Raw genomic sequence first — 14,857 nt, forward strand, 5'->3', positions numbered from 1 at the left:
CTCCTGTGCTCACAGCTGGCCGACGTCGGTGACACGGACGATCGCACGGCCTTCCGCGTCGGAGGCGGCGAGATCGATCTCCGCGCTGATGCCCCAGTCATGATCGTCGTTCGGGTCGTCGAAGATCTGGCGCACGCGCCACAGGCCGTGCTGCGGTTCTTCCTGGATGACGAGCAGCTTGGGGCCGCGGGCGTCGGGGCCGGTGCCGAGGTCGTCGTACTCGTCCCAGTACTTGTCCATCGCCTCGCCCCAGGCGTCCGCGTCCCAGCCGGACTCCGCGTCCATCTCGCCCAGCTCCTCGACCTGGTCGAGGGCGGCCAGCTCGACGCGGCGGAACAGGGCGTTGCGGACCAGGACCCGGAAGGCGCGCGCGTTCGCGGTCACCGGCTTGACCTCGTCGGCCTTCTCCTGGGCCTCCTCGGCGGTCATCTCCTCCGGGTTGGCGAGCTGCTCCCACTCGTCCAGCAGGCTGGAGTCGACCTGGCGCACCATCTCGCCGAGCCACTCGATCAGGTCCTGCAGATCCTCGGACTTGATGTCGTCGGGGATGTTGTGGTCGAGGGTTTTGTAGGCGGAGGCGAGGTAGCGCAGGACGATGCCCTCGGTGCGGGCCAGCTCGTAGAAGGACACCAACTCCGTGAAGGACATGGCCCGTTCGTACATGTCGCGGATGACGGACTTCGGCGACAGCGGGTGGTCGCCCACCCAGGGATGGCTCTTGCGGTAGGTGTCGTAGGCGTGGAAGAGCAGCTCTTCCAGAGGCTTCGGGTACGAGATGTCCTGGAGCCGCTCCATGCGCTCCTCGTACTCGACACCGTCCGCCTTCATCGCGGCCACGGCCTCGCCCTTCGCCTTGTTCAGCTGGGCGACGAGGATCTGCCGGGGGTCGTCCAGCGTCGACTCGACGACGGACACCATGTCCAGCGCGTACGACGGCGACTCGGGGTCCAGCAGCTCGAATGCGGCCAGGGCGAACGTGGAGAGCGGCTGGTTGAGCGCGAAGTCCTGCTGGAGATCGACGGTCAGGCGCACGATGCGGCCCGAGGCGTCCGGCTCGTCGAGCTTCTCGACGATGCCGCCGTCCAGCAGCGAGCGGTAGATGGCGATCGCCCGCCGGATGTGCCTGAGCTGCTGCTTGCGCGGCTCGTGGTTGTCCTCCAGGAGGTGCCGCATCGCCTCGAAGGCGTTGCCGGGCCGGGCGATCACCGACAGCAGCATCGTGTGCGTGACCCGGAAACGCGAGGTCAGCGGCTCCGGATCGGAGCCGATGAGCTTCTCGAAGGTGTTCTCCGTCCACCCGACAAAACCCTCGGGCGCCTTCTTGCGGACCACCTTGCGGCGCTTCTTCGGGTCGTCGCCCGCCTTGGCGAGCGCCTTCTCGTTCTCGATGACGTGCTCGGGCGCCTGCGCCACGACGAAGCCCGCCGTGTCGAAGCCCGCGCGCCCGGCCCGCCCCGCGATCTGGTGGAACTCACGGGCGCGCAGCGTGCGCACGCGGCTTCCGTCGTACTTGGTGAGAGCCGTGAACAGCACGGTGCGGATAGGGACGTTGACGCCCACGCCGAGCGTGTCCGTGCCGCAGATGACCTTCAGCAGACCGGCCTGGGCGAGCTTCTCCACCAGGCGCCGGTACTTGGGCAGCATGCCGGCGTGATGGACACCGATGCCGTGCCGGACGTAGCGGGAGAGGTTGCGGCCGAACTTGGTGGTGAAGCGGAAGTTGCCGATCAGCTCGGCGATCTGGTCCTTCTCCTCGCGCGAGCACATGTTGATGCTCATCAGCGCCTGTGCCCGCTCCACGGCCTGGGCCTGGGTGAAGTGCACGATGTAGACCGGCGCCTGCCTGGTCTCCAGCAACTCGGTCAGCGTCTCGGTGAGCGGCGTGAGTTTGTACTCGTAGGACAGCGGCACGGGACGGGTCGCCGAGCGGACCACCGCGGTCGGGCGGCCGGTGCGCCGGGTGAGGTCCTCCTCGAACATCGAGACATCGCCGAGCGTGGCCGACATCAGGACGAACTGCGCCTTCGGCAGTTCGAGGATCGGGATCTGCCAGGCCCAGCCCCGGTCGCCCTCCGCGTAGAAGTGGAACTCGTCCATCACGACCTGGCCGACGTCGGCGTTCTTGCCGTCGCGCAGGGCAATCGACGCGAGCACCTCGGCGGTGCAGCAGATGACGGGAGCGTCGGCATTGACGGACGCGTCGCCGGTGAGCATGCCGACGTTCTCGGTGCCGAAGAGTTTGCACAGCTCGAAGAACTTCTCCGAGACGAGCGCCTTGATCGGGGCGGTGTAGAAGGTGACCTCGTCACGGGCGAGGGCGGCGAAGTGCGCACCCGCCGCGATCAGGCTCTTGCCGGAGCCGGTGGGCGTCGACACGATCACATTCGCGCCGGAGACCGCCTCGATCAGCGCCTCCTCCTGGTGGGGATAGAGGGTGAGGCCGCGCTCCTGGGTCCACGACTCGAAGGCCTCATAGAGAGCGTCGGGGTCGGCGGTCGGCGGCAGCTGATCGATGAGGGTCACGCCCCCATCTTGCCTGCCCTACTGCCCGATGGGGGAATCGGATGCGGGCCCGAAGATCGCGAACGCTACGCTGTCTCGCCGGCGGAGCGTCAGCGCACCCGGTCAACTGGACAGTGGCACACGAGGAATGGGGCGGGCAACGGCCATGATGGGACCAGCACACTCACTGTCGGGGGCCGCGGCCTGGCTAGGCGTCGGAGCTGCGGCGGCCGCGACAGGGCACACGATGCCGTGGCCGGTGCTCCTGGTGGGCGCCCTGATCTGCGCCGGCGCCGCGCTCGCCCCGGACCTCGACCACAAGGCGGCCACCATCTCGCGGGCCTTCGGACCGCTTTCGCGCGGGCTGTGCGAGATCGTCGACAAGCTGTCGTACGCCGTCTACAAGGCCACGAAGAAGCAGGGCGACCCGCGCCGCTCCGGCGGGCACCGCACGCTGACCCACACCTGGCTGTGGGCCGTCCTGATCGGCGCGGGCGCCTCGGTCCTGGCGATCACCGGGGGGCGCTGGGCGGTGCTGGCGATTCTGTTCGCGCACATAGTGCTGGCCATCGAAGGCCTGCTGTGGCGGGCGACGCGTGGATCCAGCGCCGATGTCCTGGTGTGGCTGCTGGCGGCCACCAGTGCGTGGATTCTCGCGGGTGTCCTGGACGAGCCGGGCAACGGCGCGAGCTGGCTGTTCACCGAGCCCGGCCAGGAGTACCTGTGGCTGGGCCTGCCCGTCCTGCTGGGCGCGCTGGTGCACGACATCGGGGACGCGCTGACGGTCTCCGGCTGCCCGATACTCTGGCCGATCCCGGTGGGCCGCAAGCGCTGGTACCCCATCGGCCCGCCGAAGGCCATGCGGTTCCGGGCGGGCAGCTGGGTCGAGCTGAAGGTGCTGATGCCGGCCTTCATGCTGCTCGGGGGCGTGGGCTGCGCGGCGGCACTCAACTTCATCTGAGCCCGCCGCCATCAGGCCGGGGCACGGGTTGCCGTGAGCCCGACCCCACCTGCCCTGTGCTGTCAGCCGTTCTGTCCGGTGCCGCCGTACCGCTTCTCGAACTTGGCGACGCGGCCCTCGGTGTCCACGGTCCGCGCCTTGCCGGTGTAGAAGGGGTGGCTCTCGGAGGAGATCTCCACGTCCACGACCGGGTAGGTCTCGCCGTCGTCCCACTCGATGGTCTGCTCGCTCGTGGCGGTGGACCGGGTCAGGAAGGCGTAGCCGGCGGCGCGGTCGCGGAAGACGACCGGGTGGTAGTCGGGGTGCTTGTCCTGCTGCATGGCGGCTCCTTGTACGGCACCGGGATCGTCGGCGCGGGGGACGACGGGTCAGCCGGGCAGGGTGTCCTCGTCGACGATGTGCATCGCGGCCTCCTCGGCCGAGGCCGCGGCACCGTCGATCCCGACGTCCGTGGCGACCATGGCGCTCTCCTCGTCCTCATGCGCTCCTTCGTCGGGGGCCACCAGACGGCCCGAGCGGACGGCGCCGACCTCGTTGTCCCAGAGTTCCCCGTCGGTGCCCTGGCTGTCTCCGATACCGTCCCCGTCAGGCTCCGTGAGGTCCGGCAGCTCCTCGGCGAGCCGTTGGTCCAGCGTCTCGCCGTGCAGGCGCTCGGCGGCCGTCACGTCGGAGCGCTCCACCGCCCATGGTCTGTCCGGCGGAGACCAGCCCCGGTCGAGGGGGTCGTCGACACCGTCGTCGACCAGGGTGTCCTGCACGTCCAGCAACCCCGCGTCGTCCTGGACCTCGGATCCGTCGGGCTGGTAGACGTCGTCTCCCCATCCGTCGGCGCTGTTCACGGGTACCTCCAGGTGATGGGGACGGGCCCGTTCCGACCGCGGTCGGCGGCGGGCGTGCCGGGGCGCGGGGCGCACACGACCGGAACCGAGCGGTTCCCGGCCGCACTCCGCGAGCCCGTACCGATAACCCCAGCCTTCCACCCCCGTTCGGGACCGCGCAACGGCACGGGAGGTAAGGGAGAGGACAGGGTTCGGCGGGAGGGCCCGTGTGCCACCCCGCCCGGGCACGCGACCGGCCCGCACGCAGGACGGGACAGCCATGCCCTCGTGCCGGGCAGGCGGCCACCGGTGCCGTCCCGTCGACGGACGAGGACGGCACCGGCGGTCACGGCTGCTGAACCGAGCAGCTCAGCGGCTCACCCGTGCCAGGACCGCCACAGCGCCGCGTACGCCCCGTCCGCCGCGACCAGCTCGTCGTGGCTGCCCAGCTCGCTGATCCGGCCGTTCTCGACGACGGCGATGACGTCGGCGTCGTGGGCGGTGTGCAGCCGGTGGGCGATGGCGACGACGGTGCGGCCGTCGAGGACGCGGCCCAGGGACCGTTCCAGGTGGCGTGCCGCGCGTGGGTCGAGCAGGGAGGTGGCCTCGTCCAGGACGAGCGTGTGCGGGTCGGCCAGCACCAGGCGAGCCAGCGCGATCTGCTGGGCCTGCGCCGGCGTGAGCACCGCCCCGCCCGAGCCCACCTCGGTGTCGAGGCCGTCGTCGAGCGCCCGCGCCCACTCGTCCGCGTCGACCGCGCCCAGCGCTGCCCACAGCTCGGCGTCGCCGGCGCTCGTGCGGGCCAGCAGGAGGTTGTCCCGCAGGGAGCCGACGAACACATGGTGCTCCTGGTTGACCAGCGCCACATGGGAGCGGACCGCTTCGGCGGGCATCCGGGACAGTTCGGCGCCGCCGAGGGTGATGTGGCCGTCCCGGGGCGCATAGATGCCGGCCAGCAGCCTGCCCAGCGTGGACTTACCCGCGCCCGACGGGCCGACCAGCGCCAGCCGGGTGCCGGGGGCGACCTGGAGGGACACCTTGCGCAGGACGTCGACGCCTTCGAGGTAGCCGAAGTGGACCCGGTCGGCCCGCACGTCGCGCCCGTCGGGTGACACCTCGGCGTCACCGGCGTCCGGCTCGATCTCCCGGACCCCGACCAGACGGGCCAGGGACACCTCGGCGACCTGAAGCTCGTCGTACCAGCGCAGCATGAGCCCGACCGGGTCGACGAGCATCTGCGCGATCAGCGCACCCGTGGTCAGCTGGCCGACGTCGATCCAGCCCTGCAGGACGAAGACGCCGCCGAGCATCAGGACCGAGGAGAGCACGGTGACATGGGTGACGTTGATGACCGGGAAGAGCACCGACCGCAACCACATCGTGTAGCGCTCCCAGGCGGTCCACTCCTTGATCCGCTGGTCCGACAGTTCGATCCGGCGGTCGCCGAGGCGGTGGGCCTCGACGGTGTGCCCGGCGTCCACCGTCTCGGCGAGCACGGCGGCCACGGACGCGTACCCCGCGGCCTCCGACCGGTAGGCGGACGGGGCGCGCTTGAAGTACCAGCGGCAGCCGACCACCAGCAACGGCAGGGCGAGCAGCACCGCGGCGGCGAGCGGCGGCGCGGTCACGACGAGCCCGCCCAGCAGCAGAGCCGCCCACACCACGCTGATCGCCAACTGCGGTACGGCCTCGCGCATCGCGTTGGCCAGCCGGTCGATGTCCGTCGTGATCCGGGACAGCAGGTCGCCGGTCCCCGCACGTTCCAGAACCCCCGGCGGCAGCCCGACCGACCGTACGAGGAAGTCCTCGCGCAGGTCGGCCAGCATCCGCTCGCCGAGCATCGCGCCGCGCAGCCGCACCTCTCGTACGAACACGGCGTGGAGCACCAGCGCGACCAGGAACAGTGCGACGGTGAGCTCCAGATGGAGTTCGCGCGCCTCCTCCGACACCCGTTCCACGAGCCCGCCCAGCAGATACGGGCCCGCCATCGACGCCAGCACGGCGACCGTGTTGACGCCGATGAGGAGCAGGAAGGCTCGGCGGTGCCGGCGGAAGAGTTCGGCCACATAGGCGCGTACGGTCGTGGTGGCGCCGACGGGCAGAGTGTTCGCCGTCGTCGGTGCCGCCGGGTCGTAGGCCGGTGGCGCCACGCCGATCATGCTGTCTCCTCGATCTCTTCCAGTTCTTCCCATACGTCGTTCAGGGCGGCCTCGTCGTCGGTCTCGCGGGTGACGACGGCCCGGTACCGGTCCTCCTTGACCAGGAGTTCGCGGTGCAAGCCGACCGCCGTGACCTCGTCCTCATGCACCAGCACGACCCGGTCCGCGCGGTCCAGGAGCAGCGGTGAGGAGGTGAACACGACGGTCGTGCGCCCCTCCCGCAACTCCTTCACGCCTGTCGCGATCCGTGCCTCGGTGTGCGAGTCGACGGCGGAGGTCGGTTCGTCGAGGACGAGCACTTCCGGGTCCGTCAGCAGCGACCGGGCCAGCGCGAGCCGCTGCCGCTGGCCGCCGGACAGGGACCGCCCGCGTTCGGTGATCCGGGCGTCCAGCGGGTCCTTGGCGTCGAGCGAACCCTGGAGGAGCGCGGCGAGAACGTCCTCGCACTGCGCCGCCGCCAGTGCCCGCTCGGCGGCCACGTCACCGGACGCGGGCACGTCGAGCAGTTCCCGCAGCGAACCCGACAGCAGCACCGGGTCCTTGTCCTGGACGAGGACGGCCGTCCGCGCCGAATCGAGCGGGAGCTCGTCCAGCGGCACACCGCCCAGCAGCACCGAGGTGCTCTCCTCCGCGGGGTGCCCGCCCAGTCGTTCCGCCAGCCGCCCGGCCGCGTCGGGGTCACCGCACACCACCGCGGTGAACCGGCCGACGGGAGCGAGCAGACCGGTCGCCGGGTCGTACAGGTCCCCGGACGGCACCTCGGCGGCACGCGATCCGCCCGTGTCCGTGGCACGCTCCAGCGACAGTACGCGCGCGGCCCGCCGGGCCGACGGACGCGAGAAGGAGTACGCCATCGCGATCTCCTCGAAGTGCCGCAGGGGATAGGTCAGGACCATGACCGAGCTGTAGACGGTGACCAGTTCGCCCACGGTGATCCGGCCCTGGCGGGCCAGATGCACGCCGTACCAGACCACCGCGATCAGCAGCAGCCCCGGCAGCAGCACCTGGATCGCGGAGATCAGGGACCACATGCGGGCGCTGCGCACGGCCGCGTGGCGTACCTCCTGGGAGGCGCTGCGGTAGCGGTCGAGGAACAGCTCCTCGCCGCCGATGCCGCGCAGGACGCGCAGTCCGGCGACGGTGTCCGAAGCCAGTTCGGTGGCGCGGCCCGCCTTCTCGCGCTGGATGTCCGCCCGCTTGGTCGCGGGGGGCAGCAGCGGCAGCACGGCGATCGCCAGGACGGGCAGGCCGACGGCGACGACCACCCCGAGCGCGGGCTGGTAGACGACCAGGGCGACGCAGACCAGTACGACGGTGACCGCGGCCGCGGTGAACCGGGACACGGCCTCCACGAACCAGCCGATCTTCTCGACGTCACCCGTGGAGACGGCCACGACCTCACCGGCCGCGACGCGCCGGGTCAGCGCCGAGCCCAGTACCGAGGCCTTGCGGGCCAGCAGCTGCTGGACACGGGCGGCGGCGGTGATCCAGTTGGTGACCGCGGAGCGGTGCAGGAAGGTGTCGCCGATCGCGTTTCCGGCGCAGGCCAGCGCCAGCAGGCCGCCCGCGAGGGCCAGCCGGGTGCCGGAGCGGTCGACGACGGCCTGGATGGCGAGTCCGACACAGAACGGCAGCGCGGAGACGGACACGAAGTGCAGCAGCCCCCAGGCCAGCGACTTCACTTGTCCACCCAGCTGATTCCGGAAGAGCCACCGCAGGAATCGGGGACCCGAGCGTGCGTCCGGCACACCGGGGTCGGGATACGGAAGGTCTTGAATCTGCATGACGTCCCAGTGGCTCGTGTCAGGTCGGAAGGGATGGAGGACGGGGGAGGAGGACAGGGTGGGAGGGTGGCAACAAGCCGTGACAGGTTCGCGTCGCAGAGTGTCCGAAGGCAAACGGTTTTTTCTTGCGCGGGGCGCCCGACTCCCCGTAGAACACCGGCCATGAAGAGACGGATCATCATGTCCATGCTCGCAGGAGCCACCCTCCTCGCGAGCACCTTCCTCACGGCGGCCCCGGCCCGATCCGCCGACGCCCCGCCCGAGTTCAGCACCACCGACTGGCACGACCCCATCACCGCCGCCCCACCCGTCCCCAAGCCCTCCGGCGCATCCTGCCAAGTCACCCTCGCCGAGGCACAGTTCCGCGACTTCACGCCGTACACCGGCACCTACACACCACCGGACGGCTGCGGCGACCGCTGGAGCAAGGTGGTCCTGCGCATGGACGGCAAGGTCAAGGGGCGACAGTTCGACAGGCTCGGGTATCTGCACCTCGGCGGTGTCGAGATCTTCCGTACGTCGACACCGCAGCCGTCGCCCGACGGCATCGAGTGGTCCGTGGAGAAGGACGTCACGCGCTACAGCGACACCTTCCGCAGCGCCCAGGACGTCGAGATGCTCATCGGGAACGTGGTGGACGATACGTACACCGGGATCATCGACGTCAAGGTCACGCTCACGTTCTATGCGGGCAAGCCCGCTGCGACGCCGGACCAAGTCCTCACCCTCGCCGCCGACTCGACGCTCACCACCCCGCGCAACAGCGAACGCGTCGTCGCCGAGGTGTACGCCACCGGCTCCGGCGGCGGCTGCGAGGAGTACTGGTATCTGACGGTGCCCGACTCGGCGCCGTATTCTTGCCAGGCCGACGGCGGCCCCTACCGCGAGGTGCAGGTGAAGGTCGACGGCCAACTGGCCGGAATCGCCGCGCCGTTCCCGACGGTGTGGACCGGCGGCTGGTCGAACCCCTTCCTCTGGTACGTCGTTCCGGGCCCGCGCGCCTTCGACATCAAGCCGATCGAATACGACCTGACACCCTTCGCGGGCCTCCTCAACGACGGCCGCCCGCACCGCGTCGAGGTCTCCGTCGTCGGTGTCCCCGAGGGGCAGACCGGCTGGAGCACTCCCGTGAACGTCCTCGTCTGGCAGGACACGAAGAGCGCACACGTCAGCGGAAAGCTGACCGTTCACAGGGAAGGCGAGCTCACCGACTCCTCGACACATACGCCCGGTTCGGAACACCGAGTGGACACCGAGGGCGCACATCGGCTCACCGTCGCCGGATACGTCGACACCTCGCACGGCCGGGTGACGACCACTGTCAGCCGGTCGCTGGCGAACAGCTCCGTGCACCGCTGGACGGAGGGCGAGAGCGTCGACGGTCTCGACGCCCGCTGGACGGACGACGAGTCGGTCACCGTCGATGGACGCGGTCCGGCCCGGACGACGCGCACGGAGCGGACGTACACGATGGACGGCACGACCACGATCGGCGCGGGCGACCGGCTGCGGACGGTGCTCTCACTCGGTGACCGTGCCTCGGTCGTCACCTCCCAGGGGGGTCGGCGCCTCGCATGGTCGCGGCTCGACGACACCTACGCGGGTGAGGCCACGTACACGATCAACGTGCCGCGCGATCAGCGGCACGCGGTCGGCACGACGAGTGAGCGGTACCGGCTGTACGGGTCGGGCGGGTGCTACGACCGGGCGCTGACGACGGTTCAGGGCGTGCTGACGAAGGACCGTAACGCCTGTTGAGGTGCGGCGGTATGTGAGATTCCACAAGGCGGGCGGATTTACATGACCGATACACAAAGGTTTCCGGGAGGATCAATGGCACCCCGAGAGTGATCGGCACGGAAGTCGCTTTCCGTATGGCAGAAGTCCTCCGGGGCTTCTGCCGTACCGCCGTCCCCCTCTAGGAGTCCCCGTGCCGCCGCCCGTACCGTCCCTGCCGCGACGCGTCGCACGCATACTGCGTACCTCCCTCTTCGCGCAGGTCGCCTGCGCGCTCGTGCTCGGCATCCTCGTCGGCAAGCTGTGGCCCGACTTCGCCGCGGATCTCCAGCCGCTCGGCGACGGTTTCACCCGGCTCATCAAGACGATCATCTCGCCGCTGGTGTTCTGCGTGGTCGTGGTCGGCATCGCCAAGGCCGGTGACCTGAAGGCGTTCGGCCGGATCGGGCTGAAGGCCCTGATCTGGTTCGAGGTCGCGAGCACGCTCGCCCTGCTCATCGGGCTTCTCGCCGCCAACGTCGTGCAGCCCGGCTCGGGGATGAACGTCGACCCGTCCACGCTCGACACCTCGGCGGTCGACGCGAAGACGGGCGGCGGGTCACTGCCGTCGACGACCGAGTTCATCGTCAACGCGATTCCCACCAGTTTCATCGGCGCCTTCGCCGAGAACGCGCTCCTCCAGGTGCTGATCCTGGCCTGCCTGGTGGGCGCCGCGCTGCTCCACCTCGGCCACACCAAGGTGCCGAAGGTCCTGCCCGCCATCGAGCAGGCCCAAGAGATCATCTTCGCGGTCGTGAGCTTCATCATGCGCCTCGCCCCGATCGCGGTGTTCGGCGCGATGGCCGTTCTGATCGGCCAGTACGGACTCGGCGTCATCGAGACCTACGCCAAGCTGATCGTCCTGTGCTACGCGGCTGCGGCGTTCTTCATCGCGCTCCTCGCCGTCGCGCTCAAGATGGTCACCGGACTCAGTCTCTGGAAGTTCCTGCGCTACATCCGCGAGGAGATGCTCCTCGCGCTCGGCACCGCCTCCACCGAGTCCGTCATGCCGCGCGTGATGCAGAAGCTGCGCAAGGCCGGTGCCCGCGACGACGCCGTGGGCCTGGTGCTGCCCACCGGCTACTCCTTCAACCTGGACGGAGCCTCGCTCTACCTGTCCATCGGCACGCTGTTCATCGCCCAGGCCGTGGGCGTGGACCTCAGCCTGAGCCAGCAGATCACCGTGATCCTGGTGCTGATGCTCACCAGCAAGGGCATGGCCGGCATCCCCGGTTCCGCTTTCCTCGCCCTGTCCGCGACCGCTTCCTCGCTGGGCGCCATCCCCGCCGGGGCCGTCGCCCTGCTCCTCGGCGTGGACCGCATCATGGACTCGATGCGCGTCGTCACGAACCTGCTCGGCAACTGCGTCGCCGTGTTCGCCGTGTCCCGGTGGGAAGGCGCGCTGGACATGGAGCGGGCGAAGAAGGTGCTGAGCGGAGAGATCGAGCCCAGGGCCGAGGGCGGCGACGGCGACGAGTCCGCCGCTGCCGACGAGGCTCCGGAATCGGATGCCCCGGCCCCCGTCGCCGTACCCGCCCAGTTGACCAAGGAGCCCGCCCCCGAGGTCAGTTGACGCATCGCGGTCCTTCAGACGGCCACCGCTCCTCTCCAGGGGCGGTGGCCGCCGCATGTCTCAACCGTGGTGCGTCTTGTCCACCAACGTGTCCAGCAGGGTCCCGAGCACGGCACGCTCCACATGGGTCAAGGGCGCCAGAATCTCGTCGGCCGCCGCTCTCCGCGCCCCGTGCAACTCGCCCAGCGCCTTGCGCCCGTCGTCCGTCAACTCGATGCGGATCACCCGCCGATTGCTGGGATCGGGCACCCGCCGCACCTTCCCGCTCGCCTCCAGCCCGTCGACCAGCGAGGTGACGGCCCGCGGCACCACCTCCAGCCGCTCGGCGAGGTCGGCCATGCGGGGCGGCGCCTCGTAGTGCGCGAGGGTGCGCAGCAGCCGGGACTGGGCCGGGGTGACGCCCAGGCCGGACTGCTCGATGTGCCGCTTCTGGATGCGGTGCACACGCCGGGTGAACCGCAGCAGTTGGTCGGCCAGCTGACCGTCGGAATCGGGGGTGGTCATGTGGGAACAATATCAGGATGCCGTTCATTGTGAGTATAGGTAACAATGAGCTAGTCTCCGTCCGTCACCGTCGACTCACCACCCGTAGGAGCCCATGAAACCCGACCACGAACCCGCGTCGATCCCGCCCGCCGAGGCCGAGGAGAAGCCCCGGCAGGTGCGGCGCATCCTGACCCTCTTCCGTCCGTATCGGGGACGTCTCGCCGTAGTCGGCCTCCTGGTCGGCGCCTCGTCCCTCGTCTCCGTCGCCACTCCCTTCTTCCTGAAGGCGATCCTCGACACCGCGATCCCGCAGGGCCGCACCGGCCTGCTCAGCCTGCTCGCGCTCGGCATGATCCTCAGTGCCGTCCTCACCAGCGTCTTCGGCGTCCTGCAGACCCTGATCTCCACGACGGTCGGCCAGCGCGTGATGCACGACCTGCGCACCGCCGTCTACGGCCGGCTGCAACGCATGTCGCTCGCCTTCTTCACGCGCACCCGCACCGGCGAGGTCCAGTCCCGCATCGCCAACGACATCGGCAGCATGCAGGCCACCGTCACCTCCACCGCCACCTCACTGGTCGCCAACTTCACCAGCGTGGTCGCCACGATCATCGCGATGATCGCCCTCGACTGGCGGCTCACCGTCGTCTCGCTGCTCCTGCTGCCGGTGTTCGTGTGGATCAGCCGCCGCGTCGGCGACGAACGCAGAAAGATCACCACCCAGCGCCAGAAGCAGATGGCCGCGATGGCCGCCACGGTCACCGAGTCGCTCTCGGTCAGCGGCATCCTGCTCGGCCGCACGATGGGTCGCTCGGACTCGCTGACGAAGTCATTCGGGGAGGAGTCCGAGGAACTGGTCGACCTCGAAGTGCGGTCGAGCATGGCCGGGCGCTGGCGGATGTCCGTCATCACGATCGTCATGGCCGCGATGCCCGCCGTCATCTACTGGGCCGCGGGCATGGCCCTCCAGTTCGGCGGACCCGCGGTCTCGATCGGCACGATCGTCGCCTTCGTCTCGCTCCAGCAAGGCCTGTTCCGCCCGGCCGTGAGCCTCCTCGGCACCGGCGTCCAGATCCAGGCCTCGCTCGCCCTGTTCCAGCGGATCTTCGAGTATCTCGACCTGCCCATAGACATCACCGAGCGCGAGGACCCTGTCCACCTGGACCGCGTGCGGGGCGAGGTCCGCTTCGAGGAGGTCGAGTTCCGGTACGACGACAAGAGCGGGCCGATCCTCGACAGCATCGACGTCACCGTCCCGGCCGGCGGCAGCCTCGCCATCGTCGGCCCGACCGGCGCGGGCAAGTCCACGCTCGGCTATCTGGTGCCGCGGCTGTACGACGTCACGGGCGGCCGGGTCACCCTCGACGGCATCGACGTCCGCGACCTCGACTTCGACACCCTCGCCCGCGCGGTCGGCGTCGTCTCCCAAGAGACGTACCTCTTCCACGCCTCGATCGCCGAGAACCTGCGCTTCGCGAAGCCGGACGCCACCGACGAGGAACTCGAGCAGGCGGCGAAGGCGGCCCAGATCCACGACCACATCGCCGCGCTTCCCGATGGATACGACACCGTCGTCGGCGAACGAGGGCACCGCTTCTCCGGCGGCGAGAAGCAGCGCCTGGCCATCGCTCGCACCATCCTGCGCGACCCGCCCGTGCTCATCCTCGACGAGGCGACCAGCGCCCTGGACACCCGCACCGAACACGCCGTCCAGGAAGCGATCGACGCGCTGTCGGCCGACCGCACCACGCTCACCATCGCGCACCGCCTGTCCACCATTCGGGGTGCCGACCAGATCGTGGTCCTGGACGCCGGGCGCGCGGTCGAACGCGGTACGCACGAGGAGCTGTTGGGTCGTGAGGGCCGGTACGCGGCGCTGGTCCGCAGAGACGCCCAACTGGAGCCGACAAGCTGAAGATATGCGTAGTCTGTGACGATATGCGGGTTACGGTTTGCGCATGCACTTCAACACTCCGCCACGAAGCACCATGCGACTGACGCGTCGGGGCCGTATCGCCCTCATCGCGACCGGGGCCGTCCTGGCCGGCACCGCCGTGGCGGTGCCGCTGCTCACTCTGGGCGGCGAGGAAGAGACCAAGCCGGTGTCCCTGGTGATCCCGGAGGGCTGGCGCGCGGGCCAGGTCTACGACGCCGTCGACAAGGCCCTCGAGCTGCCGCCGGGCACCACGAAGAAGTCCTTGGGCAAGGCAAACCTGAAGCTGCCTGCCGACGCCGAGGGCAACCCGGAGGGCTATCTCTTCCCGGCGACGTATCCGATCGACGAGAAGGCGACGCCGGAGGCGCTGCTGTCGTCGATGGTCGACACGGCCCATCAGCGGTTCAACGGCGTCCCGATCGCCGCAGGCGCGCAGCGCAACGCGATGAACGTCTATCAGGCGGTCACCATCGCGAGCATCGTGGAGGCCGAGGCCTCCACCAAGGCCGAGATGGGCAAGGTGGCCCGGGTCATCCACAACCGGCTCGAACGCGGTATGCCGCTCCAGATGGACTCCACCATCAACTACGCCCTGAACCGCTCCACCGTGCGGACGACCCTCGACGACCTGCGAATCGAGAGCCCCTACAACTCGTACCAGCGCATGGGGCTGCCGCCCACGCCCATCGCCAACCCCGGCGAGCAGGCCCTGCGCGCCGCGGTCACTCCGACGCCGGGTGACTGGCTGTACTTCGTCACGGTCAAGCGGGGCGACACCCGCTTCACGGCCGACTACGCCGAGCACCAGCGCAACGTGGCGGAGTTCAACTCCCTCCAGAAGCGCCCGCAGGCGAAGACGTGA

At 69.7% G+C, this 14,857-nt stretch carries 11 protein-coding genes; 5 read left to right on the forward strand and 6 right to left on the reverse strand.

Features of this window, described 5'->3' with window-relative positions; translation table 11 throughout:
- Positions 1-9 precede the first annotated feature (9 nt).
- On the reverse strand, positions 10-2,523 hold the full coding sequence (locus OG828_RS42200) for a DEAD/DEAH box helicase (RefSeq protein WP_328504121.1): 2,514 nt from the start codon (positions 2,521-2,523) through the stop codon (positions 10-12).
- Between the two features lie 145 nt (positions 2,524-2,668).
- Here OG828_RS42200 and OG828_RS42205 point away from each other — a divergent pair, with 145 nt between their 5' ends.
- Complete coding sequence (locus tag OG828_RS42205) at positions 2,669-3,463, forward strand: metal-dependent hydrolase (protein ID WP_210571230.1); 795 nt, start codon at positions 2,669-2,671, stop codon at positions 3,461-3,463.
- Between the two features lie 62 nt (positions 3,464-3,525).
- Here OG828_RS42205 and OG828_RS42210 read toward each other — a convergent pair whose 3' ends face one another.
- The 4 genes from OG828_RS42210 to OG828_RS42225 all read right to left on the reverse strand — a co-directional run bounded on the left by OG828_RS42210 (position 3,526) and on the right by OG828_RS42225 (position 8,224).
- Complete coding sequence (locus OG828_RS42210; protein ID WP_328369177.1) at positions 3,526-3,783, reverse strand: type B 50S ribosomal protein L31; 258 nt, start codon at positions 3,781-3,783, stop codon at positions 3,526-3,528.
- 48 nt (positions 3,784-3,831) lie between these two features.
- On the reverse strand, positions 3,832-4,302 hold the full coding sequence (locus tag OG828_RS42215; protein ID WP_210571232.1) for a DUF5709 domain-containing protein: 471 nt from the start codon (positions 4,300-4,302) through the stop codon (positions 3,832-3,834).
- Positions 4,303-4,658: 356 nt separating this feature from the next.
- Positions 4,659-6,440 (reverse strand): ABC transporter ATP-binding protein, encoded by a 1,782-nt coding sequence (locus OG828_RS42220; RefSeq protein WP_328369183.1) that lies wholly within the window; start codon positions 6,438-6,440, stop codon positions 4,659-4,661.
- A complete protein-coding gene (locus tag OG828_RS42225; protein ID WP_328504122.1) occupies positions 6,437-8,224 on the reverse strand; it encodes an ABC transporter ATP-binding protein in 1,788 nt (595 codons plus the stop codon). Before OG828_RS42225 ends, OG828_RS42220 begins: the two co-directional genes overlap by 4 nt.
- A 162-nt stretch (positions 8,225-8,386) precedes the next feature.
- Here OG828_RS42225 and OG828_RS42230 point away from each other — a divergent pair, with 162 nt between their 5' ends.
- A complete protein-coding gene (locus OG828_RS42230; RefSeq protein ID WP_328504123.1) occupies positions 8,387-9,982 on the forward strand; it encodes a peptide-N4-asparagine amidase in 1,596 nt (531 codons plus the stop codon).
- A 172-nt stretch (positions 9,983-10,154) separates the two neighbouring features.
- Positions 10,155-11,573 carry a cation:dicarboxylate symporter family transporter gene (locus OG828_RS42235; RefSeq protein WP_328504124.1) on the forward strand — a complete coding sequence of 473 codons (1,419 nt, stop codon included), beginning with the start codon at positions 10,155-10,157 and terminating at the stop codon, positions 11,571-11,573.
- 60 nt (positions 11,574-11,633) lie between these two features.
- On the opposite strand, the gene OG828_RS42240 is transcribed toward OG828_RS42235, so the two are convergent.
- Positions 11,634-12,077 carry a MarR family winged helix-turn-helix transcriptional regulator gene (locus OG828_RS42240; RefSeq protein WP_210571236.1) on the reverse strand — a complete coding sequence of 148 codons (444 nt, stop codon included), beginning with the start codon at positions 12,075-12,077 and terminating at the stop codon, positions 11,634-11,636.
- 94 nt (positions 12,078-12,171) lie between these two features.
- Here OG828_RS42240 and OG828_RS42245 point away from each other — a divergent pair, with 94 nt between their 5' ends.
- Positions 12,172-13,974, forward strand: a complete 1,803-nt coding sequence (locus tag OG828_RS42245) for an ABC transporter ATP-binding protein (RefSeq protein ID WP_328504125.1) — start codon at positions 12,172-12,174, stop codon at positions 13,972-13,974.
- A gap of 43 nt (positions 13,975-14,017) precedes the next feature.
- Positions 14,018-14,857: an endolytic transglycosylase MltG gene (gene mltG / locus OG828_RS42250; RefSeq protein ID WP_328504126.1), complete on the forward strand. Its 840-nt coding sequence runs from the start codon at positions 14,018-14,020 to the stop codon at positions 14,855-14,857.

The organism is Streptomyces sp. NBC_00457 (genome assembly GCF_036014015.1).
GTDB lineage: Bacteria > Actinomycetota > Actinomycetes > Streptomycetales > Streptomycetaceae > Streptomyces.